The sequence below is a fragment of the Aquitalea sp. ASV15 genome, assembly GCF_016429115.1.
GTDB lineage: Bacteria > Pseudomonadota > Gammaproteobacteria > Burkholderiales > Chromobacteriaceae > Aquitalea > Aquitalea magnusonii.
Genome location: NZ_JAELTZ010000068.1, coordinates 1 through 15230 on the forward strand (window position 1 = coordinate 1; position 15230 = coordinate 15230).

General features: G+C 63.7%; 15 protein-coding genes. 8 read left to right on the forward strand and 7 right to left on the reverse strand.

Features of this window, described 5'->3' with window-relative positions:
- The 4 genes from JHD64_RS19085 to JHD64_RS19100 all read right to left on the reverse strand — a co-directional run.
- On the reverse strand, positions 1 to 644 hold a 644-nt coding region (locus JHD64_RS19085; RefSeq protein ID WP_199055047.1), incomplete at its 3' end, for an SLC13 family permease.
- 57 nt (positions 645 to 701) lie between these two features.
- On the reverse strand, positions 702 to 1001 hold the full coding sequence (locus tag JHD64_RS19090) for a superinfection immunity protein (RefSeq protein ID WP_059286745.1): 300 nt from the start codon (positions 999 to 1001) through the stop codon (positions 702 to 704).
- Between the two features lie 92 nt (positions 1002 to 1093).
- Positions 1094 to 1675 carry a uracil-DNA glycosylase family protein gene (locus JHD64_RS19095; RefSeq protein ID WP_199055049.1) on the reverse strand — a complete coding sequence of 194 codons (582 nt, stop codon included), beginning with the start codon at positions 1673 to 1675 and terminating at the stop codon, positions 1094 to 1096.
- An 83-nt stretch (positions 1676 to 1758) separates the two neighbouring features.
- Complete coding sequence (locus tag JHD64_RS19100) at positions 1759 to 2652, reverse strand: DMT family transporter (RefSeq protein ID WP_059287584.1); 894 nt, start codon at positions 2650 to 2652, stop codon at positions 1759 to 1761.
- 84 nt (positions 2653 to 2736) lie between these two features.
- Between JHD64_RS19100 and JHD64_RS19105 the strand changes: the two genes are divergently transcribed.
- A complete protein-coding gene (locus JHD64_RS19105) occupies positions 2737 to 3324 on the forward strand; it encodes a helix-turn-helix domain-containing protein (RefSeq protein ID WP_199055051.1) in 588 nt (195 codons plus the stop codon).
- A 55-nt stretch (positions 3325 to 3379) separates the two neighbouring features.
- Here the strand turns inward: JHD64_RS19105 and JHD64_RS19110 are convergent, their stop codons facing one another.
- The gene (locus JHD64_RS19110) at positions 3380 to 3919 is read right to left on the reverse strand and encodes a DUF2059 domain-containing protein (protein WP_199055053.1); all 540 of its coding nucleotides are present in this window, start codon (positions 3917 to 3919) and stop codon (positions 3380 to 3382) included.
- Positions 3920 to 4047: 128 nt separating this feature from the next.
- On the reverse strand, positions 4048 to 4620 hold the full coding sequence (locus JHD64_RS19115) for an alpha/beta hydrolase (RefSeq protein WP_199055055.1): 573 nt from the start codon (positions 4618 to 4620) through the stop codon (positions 4048 to 4050).
- Between the two features lie 211 nt (positions 4621 to 4831).
- Here JHD64_RS19115 and JHD64_RS19120 point away from each other — a divergent pair, with 211 nt between their 5' ends.
- From JHD64_RS19120 to JHD64_RS19130, 3 genes are all read left to right on the forward strand, one after another.
- Positions 4832 to 5830 carry a sulfate ABC transporter substrate-binding protein gene (locus JHD64_RS19120; RefSeq protein WP_199055057.1) on the forward strand — a complete coding sequence of 333 codons (999 nt, stop codon included), beginning with the start codon at positions 4832 to 4834 and terminating at the stop codon, positions 5828 to 5830.
- 150 nt (positions 5831 to 5980) lie between these two features.
- Positions 5981 to 6754 (forward strand): alpha/beta fold hydrolase, encoded by a 774-nt coding sequence (locus JHD64_RS19125; protein WP_199055059.1) that lies wholly within the window; start codon positions 5981 to 5983, stop codon positions 6752 to 6754.
- Positions 6744 to 7670 carry a dienelactone hydrolase family protein gene (locus JHD64_RS19130; protein ID WP_199055061.1) on the forward strand — a complete coding sequence of 309 codons (927 nt, stop codon included), beginning with the start codon at positions 6744 to 6746 and terminating at the stop codon, positions 7668 to 7670. Before JHD64_RS19125 ends, JHD64_RS19130 begins: the two co-directional genes overlap by 11 nt.
- A gap of 98 nt (positions 7671 to 7768) precedes the next feature.
- On the opposite strand, the gene pyk is transcribed toward JHD64_RS19130, so the two are convergent.
- The gene (pyk, locus tag JHD64_RS19135; RefSeq protein ID WP_110313410.1) at positions 7769 to 9178 is read right to left on the reverse strand and encodes a pyruvate kinase; all 1410 of its coding nucleotides are present in this window, start codon (positions 9176 to 9178) and stop codon (positions 7769 to 7771) included.
- A 622-nt stretch (positions 9179 to 9800) separates the two neighbouring features.
- Between pyk and glpK the strand changes: the two genes are divergently transcribed.
- The 4 genes from glpK to JHD64_RS19155 all read left to right on the forward strand — a co-directional run bounded on the left by glpK (position 9801) and on the right by JHD64_RS19155 (position 14974).
- A complete protein-coding gene (gene glpK / locus JHD64_RS19140; protein WP_110313411.1) occupies positions 9801 to 11297 on the forward strand; it encodes a glycerol kinase GlpK in 1497 nt (498 codons plus the stop codon).
- Positions 11298 to 11524: 227 nt separating this feature from the next.
- Positions 11525 to 12229 carry an MIP/aquaporin family protein gene (locus tag JHD64_RS19145; protein WP_059287481.1) on the forward strand — a complete coding sequence of 235 codons (705 nt, stop codon included), beginning with the start codon at positions 11525 to 11527 and terminating at the stop codon, positions 12227 to 12229.
- A 332-nt stretch (positions 12230 to 12561) separates the two neighbouring features.
- Complete coding sequence (glpD, locus tag JHD64_RS19150; RefSeq protein ID WP_199055063.1) at positions 12562 to 14100, forward strand: glycerol-3-phosphate dehydrogenase; 1539 nt, start codon at positions 12562 to 12564, stop codon at positions 14098 to 14100.
- A gap of 139 nt (positions 14101 to 14239) precedes the next feature.
- On the forward strand, positions 14240 to 14974 hold the full coding sequence (locus JHD64_RS19155) for an AraC family transcriptional regulator (protein WP_199055065.1): 735 nt from the start codon (positions 14240 to 14242) through the stop codon (positions 14972 to 14974).
- The last annotated feature ends 256 nt before the right edge of the window (positions 14975 to 15230 follow it).

Sequence of the window (15230 nt, forward strand, 5' to 3'; positions counted from 1 at the left end):
GCGCAGCTCCAAAGCAGCTGTGGCTGATAGCCGCTGGCGTCGTCGTGCAACTCGGCATGAAGGCGCTGGCCGGGAAACGCCAGTGCCGTGGCCAGTAACAGCAGCGCCATGCTGCCCAGTGCCAGCGGGGCCATCTGCCAGGTAAACGCAGTAAAGGACAGGCCGGACAGCTGCCACAGCAAGATGTTTTGCGGATTGCCAATCGGGGTGAGCAGCGAACCGGCATTCACCGCCAGCGCCTCGAAAATCACCAGCCGGCCAATGGGCAGCCCGGCCATGCCACGCAGGCCGAGGGTGAGCGGCACCACGATGAACAGCGCCACATCATTGGTGAGCACGGTGGACAGCAGGGCGGACATGGCCACCAGAAACAGCGCCAGCATCCGTTGGTTTGGCAGGCGGTTGATGATCAGCCGGCCCAGGTGGCCCAGATAGCCGCTGGACTCCACGCCCTTGGTCAGCAGCAGCAAGCCAGACAGGGTGGTGAGGGTGGGCCAGTCTATCCAGTGGATGAACTGACTGCTGGCCGCCGGCTGCGGCAGCCACAACAGCAACATCAGTAACAGCAGCACATGCAAGAGCCGGTCGCGCAGGAAGGGGCGCAACAGGGCAGGGAACAGCGGGCGGGGAAGGAAGGCAGACATGGCGGCAGCTTACGGGAAGGCTGCCGCCAGCAGCAAGGCGGCTGGGGCGAAACCGGTTCAGTCCTGTGCGCGCAGGTCGTCGCGCTTGATGGCCATGCCCATGGCAACAATCCAGGGAATCAGCAGCCAGCCGCCCAGGATATTGAGCAGGGCAATGGTTTTCAGTCGCGGGCTTTTCACCAGCCAGGCGGTAATGGTGGGAATCAGGTAGGCCGGCAGCATCACCAGCACATCGCCCAGCCACATGGCGGCGGTGACAAAATCCGGCTGGTTGGTGAAGGTGCCATACAGCCACAGCAGGAAGGCCAGAGCCAGCACGATGGCGCACAGGCCCTTGAGCAGATCGACAGTTTTCATGGCAGACAGGGTTGGTTCGGACAAGCGGCAAGAGTAATCACGGGCCGGGTGGTTTGGCAAACCGGCCGGTCAAATGTGCTGCAGAAAACCGTTCAGCTGGCGGTCAGCAGTTGTTCGACCCGCTGGCGCAGTGCGGGCAGGACCTCGGCGGCAAACCAGGGATTGCGCTGCAGCCAGGGATTATTGCGCGGGCTGGGGTGGGGCAGCGGCAAGATATGTGGCCAGCCGGCCTGCCAGTTGCGCACCGCTGTGGTGATATTGCCGGCATCCGGCAGATGCCAGGCCAGCGCATGCTGACCCAGTACCAGGGTCAGCTGCAGCGCGGGCAGCTGCTGCAGCAAGGGAACACGCCAGTGGGCGGCGCATTCCGGCCGCGGCGGCAGGTCGCCATGGGGGCCTGTGCCGGGATAGCAGAAACCCATGGGCAGAATGGCCACCAGCGTCGGGTCGTAAAACTGCGCCGCATCCAGGCCCAGCCAGTCGCGCAGGCGGGCGCCGCTGGCATCGTCAAACGGCAGGCCCGAGGCATGTACCTTGCGACCGGGCGCCTGCCCGGCAATCAGCAGGCGGGCTGCCGGGTGCAGCTGCAGCACCGGGCGCGGGCCCAGGGGCAGCTGTGCCGCGCACAGCTGGCAATGGCGCACCTGATCAAGCAGGGTGATGTAGTCGGACATGTGGCTTGGCCGGTGAAGCAGTGCTGCTGTTTATGCGCCGCTGTGCGGTTACTGGCAAGTGGTTTTGCTTGCCGCACTGCCGTTCAGTGCGGGCGGCGTCCGCCCAGCTGGCTGATCAGCACGCTGGCCACGATCAGCGCCGCGCCGCTGATGGCCATGATGCCCAGTTGTTCGCCGGCCAGCGCACCCACCAGCCCGGCCCACACCGGCTCCATGGCATAGATGATGGTGGCGCGGGTGGCGGGGACGGTTTTCTGCGCCCAGTTCATGGCAATCTGGATGACGGCGGTGGCCAGCCCCATGCCCAGCAGGCTCAGCAGCAGGCCAGGCTGTGGCTGCGGGGCGGCTTCACCGCTGATCAGCCAGCCGCAGCCGGATAACAGGGCCACGGTCAGTAGCTGCACCACCGCCACCCGGCGCGGATGGCACTGGCCGGCAAAGCGTCCGACCAGGCTGATTTCCAGTGCGATCATGGCCGCGCCGGCCACGGTCAGCCATTCACCCGCACCGAAGCTGAAGTGCAGGCCACGCGGATCGGACAGCAGCACCAGCCCGGCGAAGGCGACGAGAATGCCCAGCCAGGCCGCCAACCTGGGGCGGTGGCGAAACAGCAGCAGCTGGAATAAGGGTACCAGAGGCACATACAGGCCGGTGAGAAAGGCCGACTTGCTGCTGGGAATCAGCTGCAGGCCGAGAGTCTGCAGGCTGTAGCTGCCAAACAGCACACTGCCCACCAGCAGGCCGGTCAATAGCTCGGTGCGGCGGATGCCGGCCAGCTCGCGCCAGCACAGCAGCATGGCAATCAGCCCGGCCACGGCAAAACGCAGGCCGACAAAGCCGAAGGGGCCGGCCCATTGCAGGGCGTGTTGTACCACCAGAAAGGTGAAGCCCCAGATCATGGTGACCACGATCAGCACCATGTCGGGCAGGTGGGAGTGGCGCGGTGGCAGGCTGGCGCTGGCGGTCAGGGTGGTCATGATGGCGGGTCGCAGATTGCTGGTGACTAGGTAAGTGCAATATAATGCACTTATTATCATCTGTGCAATATATTGCCCAATGCCATGAGCAACGGTTCGCTGGAAGTGATGCAGAATGTGTCGGCCAATCTGCGCCAGGCGCGGCAGCAGCAGGGCTACAGCCAGGAAAGGCTGGCCGAGCGCGCCGGCATCAGCCGCCGCATGCTGGTGAATATCGAGGCCGGGGAAAGCAATGCCAGCATTGCCACCGTCGACAAGCTGGCCTCGGCGCTGGGGCTGAGTTTTGCCGAGGTGGTGCGGCCGCCGCCGCTGGCGGACAAGGTGCCGGGCTTGCCCCTGCGCATCTGGCAGGGCGAGCGGGCGGACAGTCATGCCAGCCTGCTGGAGTCGGTGACCAAGCCGGGGGTGACGCTGGAGCTGTGGCGCTGGCAGCTGGCGGCTGGTGACAGCTACTACGCCGAGGCCGATGCCCCCGGTTGCCACGAAGTACTGTATGTGCTGGAAGGCAGCCTGCAAGTACAACTGGCGCAGCAAAGCCATACCCTGCAAGCCGGGGAGACACTGACCTTTGCCTCAGACCAGGTGTACAGCTATCACAACCGCGACGCAGTGGCTTGCGCCTTTACCAAGAACATCCTGATGTATCCGCACGGCGCGCTGGCGGCGGAATAACAAAAAACGGCCCCGCAGGGCCGTTTCATCATGGTGCTGTCGGTGCTGACAGGTCTTACTTGGTGATGGACTTGCCGTAGGCTTCGGCAGCGCTGCGCATTTTCGGCAGCAGGTTTTTTTCGGCCGAGCCCAGCATGCTCTTCATGATGCCGTCGATCACCACCGGCTGTTGTTTCATCAGCTTCTGGCCGGCCGGTGTCTTGTAGAAGGCCACGATCTGCTGCATTTCGGCGGCAGAGAACTGGGCGCTGTAATTCTTGACCACTTCCTGTTCAAACTGCTTTTTCACTGCGGGCGAGTTGAAATAATCGGCAGCGCTCTTGTGCACGCCATCCGCGTAGCCCTTGAAGCCGTCCTGGGCCTTTTTCTGCTGTTCCGGCGTCAGGTTGATCTTGTTCTTGACGAAATATTCCTGCAGCAGCGGGGCGGCCGAACCGGTGGTGCGGTTGGCCAGGTCGTTCGGCATATTGTTCAGGCCGATCACCTGGGCCAGTTCCTTGGCGGCGGCATCCTGTGCGGCGTCAGCATGGGCCAGCATGGGCAGGGTCAGCGCAATGGCGGCAATGGCGGTCTTGATCGGGCTAGCAGCAAACATGAGACATCCTTTTCGGCATGGGCATCAGATACACAAGGCTGGCAGTGTGACACCGCCAGCCTGCGTGGTCAAAGCAGCTTTGATGACCTGCCGGTGGGGACAGTTCCCCAGTGGTGCGGCGCGCTGACTCAGGCGGCGGCCTGGCGCTGGGCGCGGGCGCGTTCCAGCAAGGGCGGCAGCAAGGCCAGTCCTTCTTCCCATTGCTGATGGCCGGAGGCCACATTGATATGCCCGGCTTGCTGCAGCCAGGAGAGCGGGCTTTGCCAGTAGCCGGCCAGCCGCGCTGCGCGGGCCGGCTTGCAGAAGGGATCGTTGTCGCTGGCCACCACCCGGCTGACAAAGGGCAGCGGCTGGCGTGGCAACGGGGCGAAGGGCAGCAGTTCGCGCGGCACGAAGGGGCGCTCCACATCGGCCGGTGCCACCAGCAAGGCGCCGGCAATGCGCTGCGGGTGCCGGCGCGCATAGTGCGCCACGGTAATGCAGCCCAGGCTGTGGGCGATGACAATGGCCGGGCGGCGCGCTTGTGACAGCGCCTGGTCCAACCCTTGCAGCCAGCTGTCCAGATCGGGCTGTTCCCAGTTGGCATTGTCCACCCGGATGGCGTTCAGCTGCTGCTGCCAATGGCTTTGCCAGTGGTCGGCACCACTTCCTTTCCAGCCGGGCTGGATGATGAAATCGAAATCGTCGGCAATGTGCGTCATGGCGCAGTCCTTATCCTGAAGCAGCCACTATAGGACAAACCGGATAGCGCAAAAAGTAATAAATAATTGTTTTTATATGCAATTGAGAAATTAACGGTGCGATCTTTATAGACTTAATTCGAATAACAGAATGAAAAACAATCATTTCTGGAACTAAACAAATCCTGATTACAGTGTGCTGCATAACAGCCCACCGACTCAGGAGCCACCCATGACTATCCGCACCAATCTGAAAGCGCTGGCAGCCGTGCTGCTGCTGGCGGTGACCCCGCTCAAGGCGGCCGAATTGCTCAATGTGTCTTACGACCCCACCCGCGAGCTGTACCAGGACGTGAACAAGGCCTTTGCCGAGCAATGGAAGAAAAAGACCGGCGAAGAGCTCACCATCAAGCAGTCGCACGGCGGTTCGGGCAAGCAGTCGCTGTCCATCCAGCATGGTCTGGCGGCTGATGTAGCCACGCTGGCCCTGGCTTACGACATCGATGTGCTGGCGGATGAGGGCCTGCTGCCGAAAAACTGGCAAACCCGCCTGCCGGACAATAGCTCACCCTATACCTCCACCATCGTGTTCCTTGTGAAAAAGGGCAATCCGAAAGGGATCAAGGACTGGGGCGACCTGGTGCGCAATGATGTGCAGGTGATTACCCCGAACCCGAAAACCTCCGGCGGCGCCCGCTGGAACTATCTGGCAGCCTGGGGCTATGCCCTGAAGAAAAACGGCGGCAACGAGGCCAAGGCGCGTGCCTATGTCAGCGAACTGTACAAGCACGTACCGGTGCTGGACTCCGGCGCACGTGGCGCCACGCTGACCTTTACCCAGCGCGGCCTGGGTGATGTGCTGCTGGCCTGGGAAAACGAAGCGGTGCTGGCCATCAAGGAAATGGGGCCGGACAAGTTCGACATCGTGACGCCGTCGATTTCCATTCTGGCCGAGCCGCCGGTGGCGGTGGTGGACAAGGTGGTGGACAAGAAGGGCACGCGCAAGCAGGCCGAGGCTTACCTGAAGTTCCTGTACACCCCGGAAGGCCAGACCATTGCTGCCGAAAACTACTATCGTCCGCGTGATCCCAAGATCGCGGCCAAGTACGCCAGCCAGTTTCCCAAGGTGAAGCTGTTCACCCTCAAGGAGGTGTTTGGCGACTGGCGCAGCACCCAGAAAAAGCACTTTGCCGATGGTGGTGTGTTCGACCAGCTCTACAGCAAAAAATAACAGCAGCGCCAGTCGCGCTGTGACAGACCACAGGCCGCACATGCGGCCTGTTTTCTTGCCGGCGTGGCCTTTAAAAACGGCAGCCTACGCGCGCCTGCCCGCTCGCGCTAGACTATGCCCTGCGTTTCATGTCACGGGGTGAGTGGTTGCATGCAGGTTTTTCACAGTCAGCACGGCGCGCTGCGCTATCACGATCTGCCCGGTCGCGGTGTGCCGCTGTTGTTCATCCATGGCCTGGGCTGTGCAGGCTCCAGCGACTTTCCCCGTGTGGCGGCCGATCCGGCGCTGGCCGGCCAGCGCTGTTTGCTGCTGGACTTGCTGGGCGCCGGCTTTTCCGACCGGCCGGATGACTTCGCCTATACCATCGCCGCCCATGCCGCAACGGTGGCCGACCTGCTCGATCATCTGGACCTGCCGCAGCTGCACATGGTTGGTCACAGCATGGGCGGGGCCGTGGCCATTGCCGCCAGCAGCCTGCGCCCGGACAAGGTGGCGCGGCTGCTATTGCTGGAGCCGAATCTGGATGCCGGCGGCGGTGTGTTCAGCCGCGCGCTGGCGGCCATGAGCGAAGACGCATTCATCCAGCGCGGCCAGCGGCGCCTGGCGCGGCTGGCCAGTTGCGAAGGCAGCCCGCTGTGGGCCGGCTCGCTGGCCGCCAGCCATGCGCCAGCGGTACACCGGGCGGCGGTGTCGCTGGTACAGGGGGGCGAACCTAGCTGGCGTAGCCAGTTATTGGCGCTGGGCATGCCACGCGATGTGGTGGTGGGCGCGCGCTCCTTGCCCCAGCCCGCGCTGACCCGCCTGGCGCAAGATGGTGTGAGCGTGCATGTGCTGGCTGATGCCGGCCATGCCATGAGTGAAGACAACCCTGCCGGCCTGGCTGCCTTGCTGGCCGCGATTCTGGAGCAAGATCATGTGGCGTGAATGTCGTGCTTACTGCCAAGCCCTGCTGCTGGCCCTCTGTCTGGTGCTGCAGGTACGCGCCGCCAGTTTGCCTGCCCCGCAGGAAGTCAGCATCCCGCTGCCCGGTGCCGGCCTGTTTGGCAGCACGCTGGAGATGCCGGCCCTGCTGTACCGCCCCGCCGGGGATGGGCCGTTTCCGGTATTGCTGTTTTCCCACGGCCGCGCGGGCAGCACGGCCGAGCGGCACCAGCTGAAATACCCGATGGGCCGCAGCCAGCTGGCGTACTGGCTGGGCAAGGGTTTCATCATCGTGGCGCCCATCCGGCCGGGCTATGGCAGCACCGGTGGTGGCGACCCGGAATATCACAGCGCCCACATGCTGGCGCCGGGCCAGTGCAGCGGTCAGCCTGATTTTCGTCATACCGCCGAGGCGGGCGGCGCGGCGGTGCAGGCCGCCATCCGCTGGATTGGCCAGCAGCCCTGGGGGGCGGGCCAGCCCATCGTGCTGGAAGGGCAGTCGGTAGGCGGTTTGCTCACGGTTGCGGTGGGCGCCACCACCCCGCCAGGGGTGATCGGCTATATCAATTTTGCCGGCGGTGCCGGGGGCAATCCGGAAAAATCACCGGGACAAAGCTGCGAGCCAGAACAGCTCACCCGCCTGTATGGCGAACTGGGCCGGCATACCACCCTGCCCAATCTGTGGATTTACGCCGAAAACGACCAGTACTGGGGGCCGGATGAACCGGTGGCGTGGCATCAGGCCTTTGCTGCGGGCGGCAGCCCGACCCGCTTTGTGCATGCTGCTGCGGTGCCGGATGGCGACGGCCATGGGCTGAGCCGCCACCCGGCAACCTTGTGGGCCGCACCGCTGGATGCCTTTTTGCAAGGCTTGCCAGCCGTGGCTGCGCGCTTGCATGGCGTTGCCACATCGCCCTGATGCTGGCGGGCAGAGCAGGGTAGCGTCAGAAAACAGCAAGCCGCCAGCGGAGGATTCCGTTGGCGGCTTTTTTCATGCGCGGTGGGCCAGCAGGCCGATCAGGGGTAGACGATGCGCAGCAGGTTGGTGGCCCCCGGTGTGCCAAAGGGAACGCCGGCAATGATCACCATCGGCTTGCCCTGTTCGGCCAGCCCCAGCTTGGTGGCGCAGAAGGTGGTTTTCACCACCATGTCTTCCAGGTTTTCCGCATCCGGGCCGTTATAGGCCACCACGCCCCATACCAGGGTCAGGCGGCGGGCGGTGTCCAGCCGCGGCGAGATGCCCATGATGGGGGTGTGCGGGCGTTCGCGCGCCAGCCGCAGGCAGGTGGAGCCGGAGGTGGTGAAGGCGGCGGAGACGGTTACCGGCAGGATGGAGGCCACCTTGCGCACGCAGGCGGCAATGGCATCGGCCTGACCGGGAGCCTCGGCCGCGCTGTAGTCCAGTGCCATCACGCGGCGGTAGTCCGGCGCACCTTCCACGCGGCGGATCACCCGGTCCATGATCTGCACCGCTTCCACCGGGAAGGAACCGGCAGCGGTTTCGGCCGACAGCATCACCGCATCGGCACCTTCATACACGGCGGTGGCCACGTCGTTGGCTTCGGCGCGGGTGGGGGTGGGCGCGGAAATCATCGATTCCAGCATCTGGGTGGCCACGATGACCGGACGGCCGAGATGGCGGCACTGGTGCACGATGCGGCGCTGTACCACCGGCACGTCTTCCGGCGGCAATTCCACGCCCAGATCGCCACGCGCCACCATCACTGCGTCGGCCAGTTCGGCAATTTCATCCAGCTGGTCCACGGCAGAGGGTTTTTCGATCTTCACCACGATGCCCACGCTGTTACCGATCATCTGGCGCAGTTCGCGTACGTCTTCGGCGGTTTGCACAAAGGACAGGGCAATCCAGTCGGCGCCTTCCTGCAGCGCGAATTCGGCATCCTTGCGGTCTTTCGGGGTGATGGCCGACAGCGGCAGGATGGTTTGCGGCAGGTTGAAGCCCTTGCGGTCGGACAGCTCGCCGCCCACCGCCACCGTGGTGTGGATCACCCGGTCCTGCACGCGTTCCACGTGAAACGACAGCTTGCCGTCATTCACCAGGATGTGATGGCCGTGTTCCAGCGCGGCAAAGGCTTCCGGGTGGGGCAGGGTGACCTGCTCGGCATCGCCGTCCACCTGGTCCAGCACAAAGCGGTAGGGCTGGCCGGTGTGTACGGTGACCGGCCCCTGCGGGAAGGTGCCAATGCGCAGCTTGGGGCCTTGCAGATCCACCAGCACGCCGATGGGGCGGCCCATTGCCGTTTCGGCGGCGCGGATGGCGGCCAGGCGGGCGCGGTGGTCGTCGTGGCTGCCGTGGCTCATATTGAGGCGGAACACATTCACCCCGGCGCGAGCCAGCGCCAGGATCTGCTGCGGGCTGCTGGAGGCCGGTCCCAGCGTGGCGAGAATCTTGGTATTGCGGAGCATGTCTTGGTCCTTGTCGATGCCCGGCCAGTGCTGCCGGCGGGCGTGAGGTGTTGTCCGGTGCGCCTGATCTGCAGGCTAGTTGCCTGTCAGGGTCTCTTTGTTTCCGCATCATGCTGCCACATCCGCGCTGTAGTGGCTGCGCTACCTTGCCGGCACTTGGTCTGGGTGTTGCCGTCTTGCCAGTAGACAAATTTTCCGGGTGCGCTTAATGCGCGTTTTGCTTGCGCAGCCGTCGCATGGTGTTGTTATTTTGCCTCGTCCGGCAAAACGGCTGGTTTGCTGCAAAGCAAGAAAGGCGCAAATCCTTGTAGTGCAGTGCTTACAGACCATAGTCATTTGCGATATCGTGCGCTGCAAAACGGCCAGGTGGCCGTAGGCGGCTGGTCGGATTTCCGCAAACTGCGAAAGTTTTATGCGTGTTGATTGACAGCTGAATCGTGACAACTAGAATGGGCCGAAAATAAAACGAACAATATAAATACAAAAAACAACATAACAAAGATTGCTGCCTCACTTTCCTGGCCTGTCAGGCGGGAGTGTTCGAGGTGATGCCGTCAACACCAGTCAGCAAAAAAGCGCTCGGCCTGCAACGGCCCTTTGGATTGCAAAGGAGACACCTCACATGAAAAACCAGTTCATCCTGGCTCTGGACCAGGGAACCACCAGTTCCCGCGCCATTCTGTTCAATCAGGCGGGCGACATCGTTTCGCTGGCACAAAAGGAATTCCGTCAGATCTACCCCCAGCCGGGCTGGGTGGAGCACGACCCGCAGGAGATCTGGGGCGGTCAGGCCGGTGTCGCGGCCGAAGCCGTGGCCAAGGCCGGTATCGATGGCCGCAGCATTGCCGCCATCGGTATTACCAACCAGCGCGAAACCACCATCGTGTGGGACCGTGAAACCAGCCTGCCGGTATACAACGCCATCGTCTGGCAAGACCGCCGCACCGCGGAATTTTGCGATCAGCTGAAGGAGCGCGGCCTGGCCGACGCCATCCGCAACAAGACCGGCCTGCCGGTGGATGCCTATTTCTCCGGCAGCAAGATCAAGTGGATTCTGGACAATGTGCCGGGTGCGCGTGCCCGCGCCGAAGCCGGCAAGCTGGCCTTTGGTACGGTAGATAGCTGGCTGATCTGGAATTTCACCCACGGCAAGGTGCATGTCACCGACGTGTCCAATGCCTCGCGCACCATGCTGTACAACATCCACAGCCAGCAGTGGGATGCCGAGCTGCTGGACATCATGGGCATACCGGCCAGCATGCTGCCGGAGGTGAAAAGCTCCAGCGAAGTGTATGGCCACACCCATGCCGCCCATCTGGGCGTGGAAATCCCGATTGCCGGCGTGGCCGGCGACCAGCAGGCGGCGCTGTTCGGCCAGCAGTGCACCCGTCCGGGCATGGTGAAGAACACCTACGGCACTGGCTGCTTCATGATGATGAATACCGGCAGCAAGCCGATCGAATCCTCCAACAATCTGCTGACCACCATTGCCTGGAAGCTGGATGGCCAGGTGCAGTACGCGCTGGAAGGCTCCATTTTCATTGGCGGCGCGGTGGTGAAATGGCTGCGTGACGGCCTGGGCATCATCCGCCATTCGGCCGATGTCGGCCCGCTGGCGCAGGAAGTGGATAGCAGCGATGGCGTGTATCTGGTACCGGCCTTTGCCGGGCTGGGTGCGCCGCACTGGCAGCAAAATGCCCGCGGCACCATTGTCGGTGCCACGCTGGGTACCAAGGCCGCGCATATCGCCCGCGCCGCACTGGACAGCATTGCCTACCAGACCATGGACGTGCTCAAGGCCATGGAAGCCGATGCCGGCATGGCCATTGCCGAGCTGCGCGTGGATGGTGGTGCCACCGTCAACGAACTGCTGATGCAGTTCCAGTCCGACATCCTCGGCGTGGATGTGGTGCGCCCGAAAATCACCGAAACCACCGCGCTGGGAGCCGCTTATCTGGCGGGCCTGGCCGTGGGTTACTGGGATGGCGTGGCGGATATCCAGGGCCAGTGGCAGCTGGATCGCCGCTTCCAGCAGAACATGGCTGCCGAACAGGTAGCGGACAATGTCCGCGGCTGGAACCGCGCCGTCAACGCCGCCAAGGCCTGGGCTGAATCCTGAGTCGCAAACCGACCGCCTTGTCCCGCCGCCGCCTTGCCCGGGCGGACGGTGGGCCGGATGCACAGTCCGGCGGTTGTCTTGCTTCATTTTCCTGAGTGTCCACCAGGCAGCCGGCATGGCGATATAGGTGTCGCCAGCGGTCTGCTGCGGTGGTAGCAGCGTCGGGGAGAGCAGCTGTCTGCCAATGTAGCGGACGGTAGCGGGAGCCCTGGCGCGGAGACAAAACCATGAATCCTTTGTTTGGTGAATTTATCGGAACCGCCCTGCTGGTGTTGCTGGGCAATGGCGTGGTGGCCAATGTGCTGCTGAACAATACCAAGGGCCATAACAGCGGCCTGATCGTGATTGCCTTTGGCTGGGCCATGGCGGTGTTTGTCGGGGTATTCAGCGTGGCTGCCATCAGCGGTGCCCACCTGAACCCGGCAGTGACCGTGGCGCTGGCGGTGGCTGGCAAGTTTGAATGGGCCCGTGTACCCGGCTATGTGCTGGCGCAGATGCTGGGCGGCATGATGGGGGCGCTGCTGGTGTGGGTGATGTACCGCAAGCACTACGAAACCACCGAATGTGCCGATTTGAAGCTGGCCACCTTCTGCACCGGCCCGGCCATCCGCAGCCTGCCGGGCAACCTGTTGTCCGAGGTGCTGGCCACCTTTGTGCTGGTGTTTGCCATCCTCAGCATGGTGGCGCCCAAGATGTCGCTGGGGGCGATGGATGCCCTGCCGGTGGCGCTGCTGGTGTTGGGCATCGGGGTGTCGCTGGGCGGTACCACCGGCTATGCCATGAGCCCGGCGCGCGATCTGGCGCCGCGCATCATGCATGCCCTGCTGCCCATTCCCGGCAAGCGCTCCAGCGACTGGGGCTATGCCTGGGTGCCGGTAGTGGGTTCCTTGCTGGGTGCCACCCTGGCGGCGGTGACCTACACCCATCTGTGATTTTGCTTTGCTCCTGGTCGCCCCGGAGGTTCGGGGCCGGCAAGCCACCTGCGGGTGGCTTTTTTTATGCGCAGTTCCTGCCCGTGACCGGGTGTTCTGCCGCTGCCGGCAGGGCAGGGGGAAGAAGGCGGCGCCGGCGCCTGGCGGCGGTGAGCAAACAATATTGTGGTCTATACGCACATTGCAGCGCACAAAACGAAAACAAACGAACATTTTGTGTTGAATTTGTATTCGTATGACTCTATGCTAAGCAGCATCAACAAGCAGAATCCGCCTTCTTGCCCTGTAGCGACAGGCGCAGGCCGGATGCAGACAAGACCGAGGATTGCACTGTGAAACTCTATGACCTGATGGTGATTGGCGGCGGCATCAATGGCACCGGCATTGCCCGCGATGCGGCAGGGCGCGGCTTGTCCGTGCTGCTGTGTGAAAAGGACGACCTGGCCTCGCATACCTCGTCGGCCAGCACCAAGCTGATCCATGGCGGCCTGCGCTATCTGGAGTATTACGAATTCGGCCTGGTGCGCAAGGCGCTGCAGGAGCGCGAAGTGCTGCTCAAGGCCGCACCGCACATCATCTGGCCGCTGCGCTTTGTCATGCCGCATGACAGCAGCCAGCGCCCGGAATGGATGATCCGCTGCGGCCTGTTTCTGTACGACCATCTGGCGCGGCGTGAAGTATTGCCCGGCTCGGAAACCATCAGCTTTGCCAGCCATCCGTCCGGCGCGCCGCTGCAGGCCGCTTTCAAGCGTGGTTTTGTCTATTCCGATGGCTGGGTGCAGGATGCGCGGCTGGTGGTGCTCAACGCCATGGCCGCCGCCGAACACGGTGCGCGCATCGTCACCCGCACCGCCTGTGTGGCGGCGCGGCGCGAGGGCGAGCGCTGGATCTGTACCTTGCAGCATAGCGACGGCCAGCGCGAGCAGGTAGCGGCGCGTGCCGTGGTCAATGCCGCCGGGCCCTGGGTGGAAAGCCTGCTGAAAGACACCCTGCAGCTGCCGTCGCCCAAGTCCATCCGTCTGGTCAAGGGCAGCCACATCGTGGTGAACAAGCTGTTCGATCACCCCTATGCCTATATTTTCCAGAATCCGGACAAGCGCATCATTTTCGCCATCCCCTACGAAAACGACTTCACCCTGATTGGCACCACCGATGTGGAATACCACGGCGACCCCGGTGCCGTGGCCATCGATGCGGACGAGGTGGATTATCTGTGCCGCATGAGCAATCGCTATTTCAACAGCCAGATCGGCCCGGATGATGTGCTGAGCACCTATTCCGGCGTGCGCCCGCTGCTGGACGACGATGCCAGCAATGCCTCCAGCGTGACGCGTGATTATTCACTGGAGCTGGACGGTGCCGGTGCGCCAATGCTGTCGGTGTTTGGCGGCAAGATCACCACTTACCGCAAGCTGGCGGAAGAAGCGGTGGACCGGCTGGCCCCCTTGCTGGGCAATCACCAGCCCACCTGGACGGCCGGCGTGCCCTTGCCCGGTGGCGACATGCCAAACGCCGACGCGGCGGCCTTCCTGGCGGCCAGCCAGCTGCGCTATCCCTGGCTGCCGGCCGCGCTGTTGCAGCGCTATGTGAAAAGCTATGGCACGCGCCTGGCCACGCTGATCGGCAGTGCCCGCAGCCTGCACGAGCTGGGGGCGGAAATCCTGCCCGGCGTGTATGAGGCCGAGCTGAGCTATCTGGTGGATCAGGAATGGGCGCTCACGGCAGAGGACATCCTGTGGCGACGCAGCAAGCTGCGGCTGCATCTGCCGGCTACTGCCGGCGCCATCCTGGACGGCTGGCTGGCGCAATACCGTGCCGGCGCCGGACTGCGCCAGCCTGAGCGGCTGGTCGCCGGCACCCAGCCGGGCTGAGTGAATCGCGTTTGTTGTTGGCGTATCTTGTTGTATCGGGGCTTGCTCCCGTCTCCTCCCCTGGCCCCACCCTTGTCGGTGGGGCATTTTTTTGTAGCAGCCTGCACGCAGTCCCTTGCCATGCCGCTACCATGGGCACATGCCTCATCAAGACGACCTGCTGCTGGAGCTGCGCAGCTACCAGCAGGAAAGCCAGCAGCACCAGCATGATTACCATCAGCTGGTGCTGCCGGCGCGTGGCTGCCTGGAGCTGGATGTGGCCGGCCGTGGCGGGCTGGTGCAGGCCGGCCAGCTGGCGGTAATTGCCGCAGGTAACAGGCATGGCTTTGCTGCGCCCGGTGACAATGCCTTTGTGGTGGCCAATGTGCCGGCGGCACTGGCGCCACAATTGGCGCAGCTGCCGGCTTTCCTGCCGCTGGATGCCGGCCTGCTGGCCTATGTCGCCTTTTTGCGCGAGGAGCTGCAACGGCCACAGGCCGCTGTGGCCGGACGGCGGCAGATGTTGTTGCTGCTGACGCAATTGCTGGCCGAACGGGCCGGCGCTGCCTGGCAGCTGGACCGGCGGGTGGCGGCGGCGCGCGCGCTGCTGGATGCGCGCTTTGCCGAAGACATCAGCCTGGCGCAGCTGGCGGCGGCCGCGCATCTGAGCGTGCGCCAGCTGTCCGAGCTGTTCCGCCGCCAGCTGGGCATGAGCCCCGGCCAATACCAGCTGGAGCAGCGCATGCAGCATGGCTGGCTGTTGCTGGAGCAGGGCTGTTTGCCGGTACAGCAGGTGGCCGAGCACTGCGGCTATGCCAGCCTGTCCGCCTTTAGCGACCGCTTCCGCCGTCATTTCGGTATCGCGCCCAGCCACTTCCGCCAGCACGGCAAATAAGCCCGCCAGCCCGCCAAAGCCTGCTGGCCGAGCGCACGTTACGCTGGCGCATTGCTTTCCATCCGGGGTGTTTTGCCATGCTGAGCCGCCGCCAGGCTACCTTGATCGGCAGTCTGTCCATTGTGTTATGGGGCAGTCTGGCCCTGCTGACCCGGCTGACCGCCGGGGTGTTTCCACCGTTTCAGTTGCTGGCCATGAGCTTTGCCCTGGCCTTCGGCCTGATGCTGGCCAAATGGCTGCGCGCCGGTCAGTCGCC

Coding starts and splice junctions, on each gene's coding strand:
- JHD64_RS19090 (WP_059286745.1), bottom strand. CDS start 1,001: ATGAAAACTGTCGATCTGCTCAAGGGCCTGTGCGCCATCGTGCTGGCT.
- JHD64_RS19095 (WP_199055049.1), bottom strand. CDS start 1,675: ATGTCCGACTACATCACCCTGCTTGATCAGGTGCGCCATTGCCAGCTG.
- JHD64_RS19100 (WP_059287584.1), bottom strand. CDS start 2,652: ATGACCACCCTGACCGCCAGCGCCAGCCTGCCACCGCGCCACTCCCAC.
- JHD64_RS19105 (WP_199055051.1), top strand. CDS start 2,737: ATGAGCAACGGTTCGCTGGAAGTGATGCAGAATGTGTCGGCCAATCTG.
- JHD64_RS19110 (WP_199055053.1), bottom strand. CDS start 3,919: ATGTTTGCTGCTAGCCCGATCAAGACCGCCATTGCCGCCATTGCGCTG.
- JHD64_RS19115 (WP_199055055.1), bottom strand. CDS start 4,620: ATGACGCACATTGCCGACGATTTCGATTTCATCATCCAGCCCGGCTGG.
- JHD64_RS19120 (WP_199055057.1), top strand. CDS start 4,832: ATGACTATCCGCACCAATCTGAAAGCGCTGGCAGCCGTGCTGCTGCTG.
- JHD64_RS19125 (WP_199055059.1), top strand. CDS start 5,981: ATGCAGGTTTTTCACAGTCAGCACGGCGCGCTGCGCTATCACGATCTG.
- JHD64_RS19130 (WP_199055061.1), top strand. CDS start 6,744: ATGTGGCGTGAATGTCGTGCTTACTGCCAAGCCCTGCTGCTGGCCCTC.
- pyk (WP_110313410.1), bottom strand. CDS start 9,178: ATGCTCCGCAATACCAAGATTCTCGCCACGCTGGGACCGGCCTCCAGC.
- glpK (WP_110313411.1), top strand. CDS start 9,801: ATGAAAAACCAGTTCATCCTGGCTCTGGACCAGGGAACCACCAGTTCC.
- JHD64_RS19145 (WP_059287481.1), top strand. CDS start 11,525: ATGAATCCTTTGTTTGGTGAATTTATCGGAACCGCCCTGCTGGTGTTG.
- JHD64_RS19155 (WP_199055065.1), top strand. CDS start 14,240: ATGCCTCATCAAGACGACCTGCTGCTGGAGCTGCGCAGCTACCAGCAG.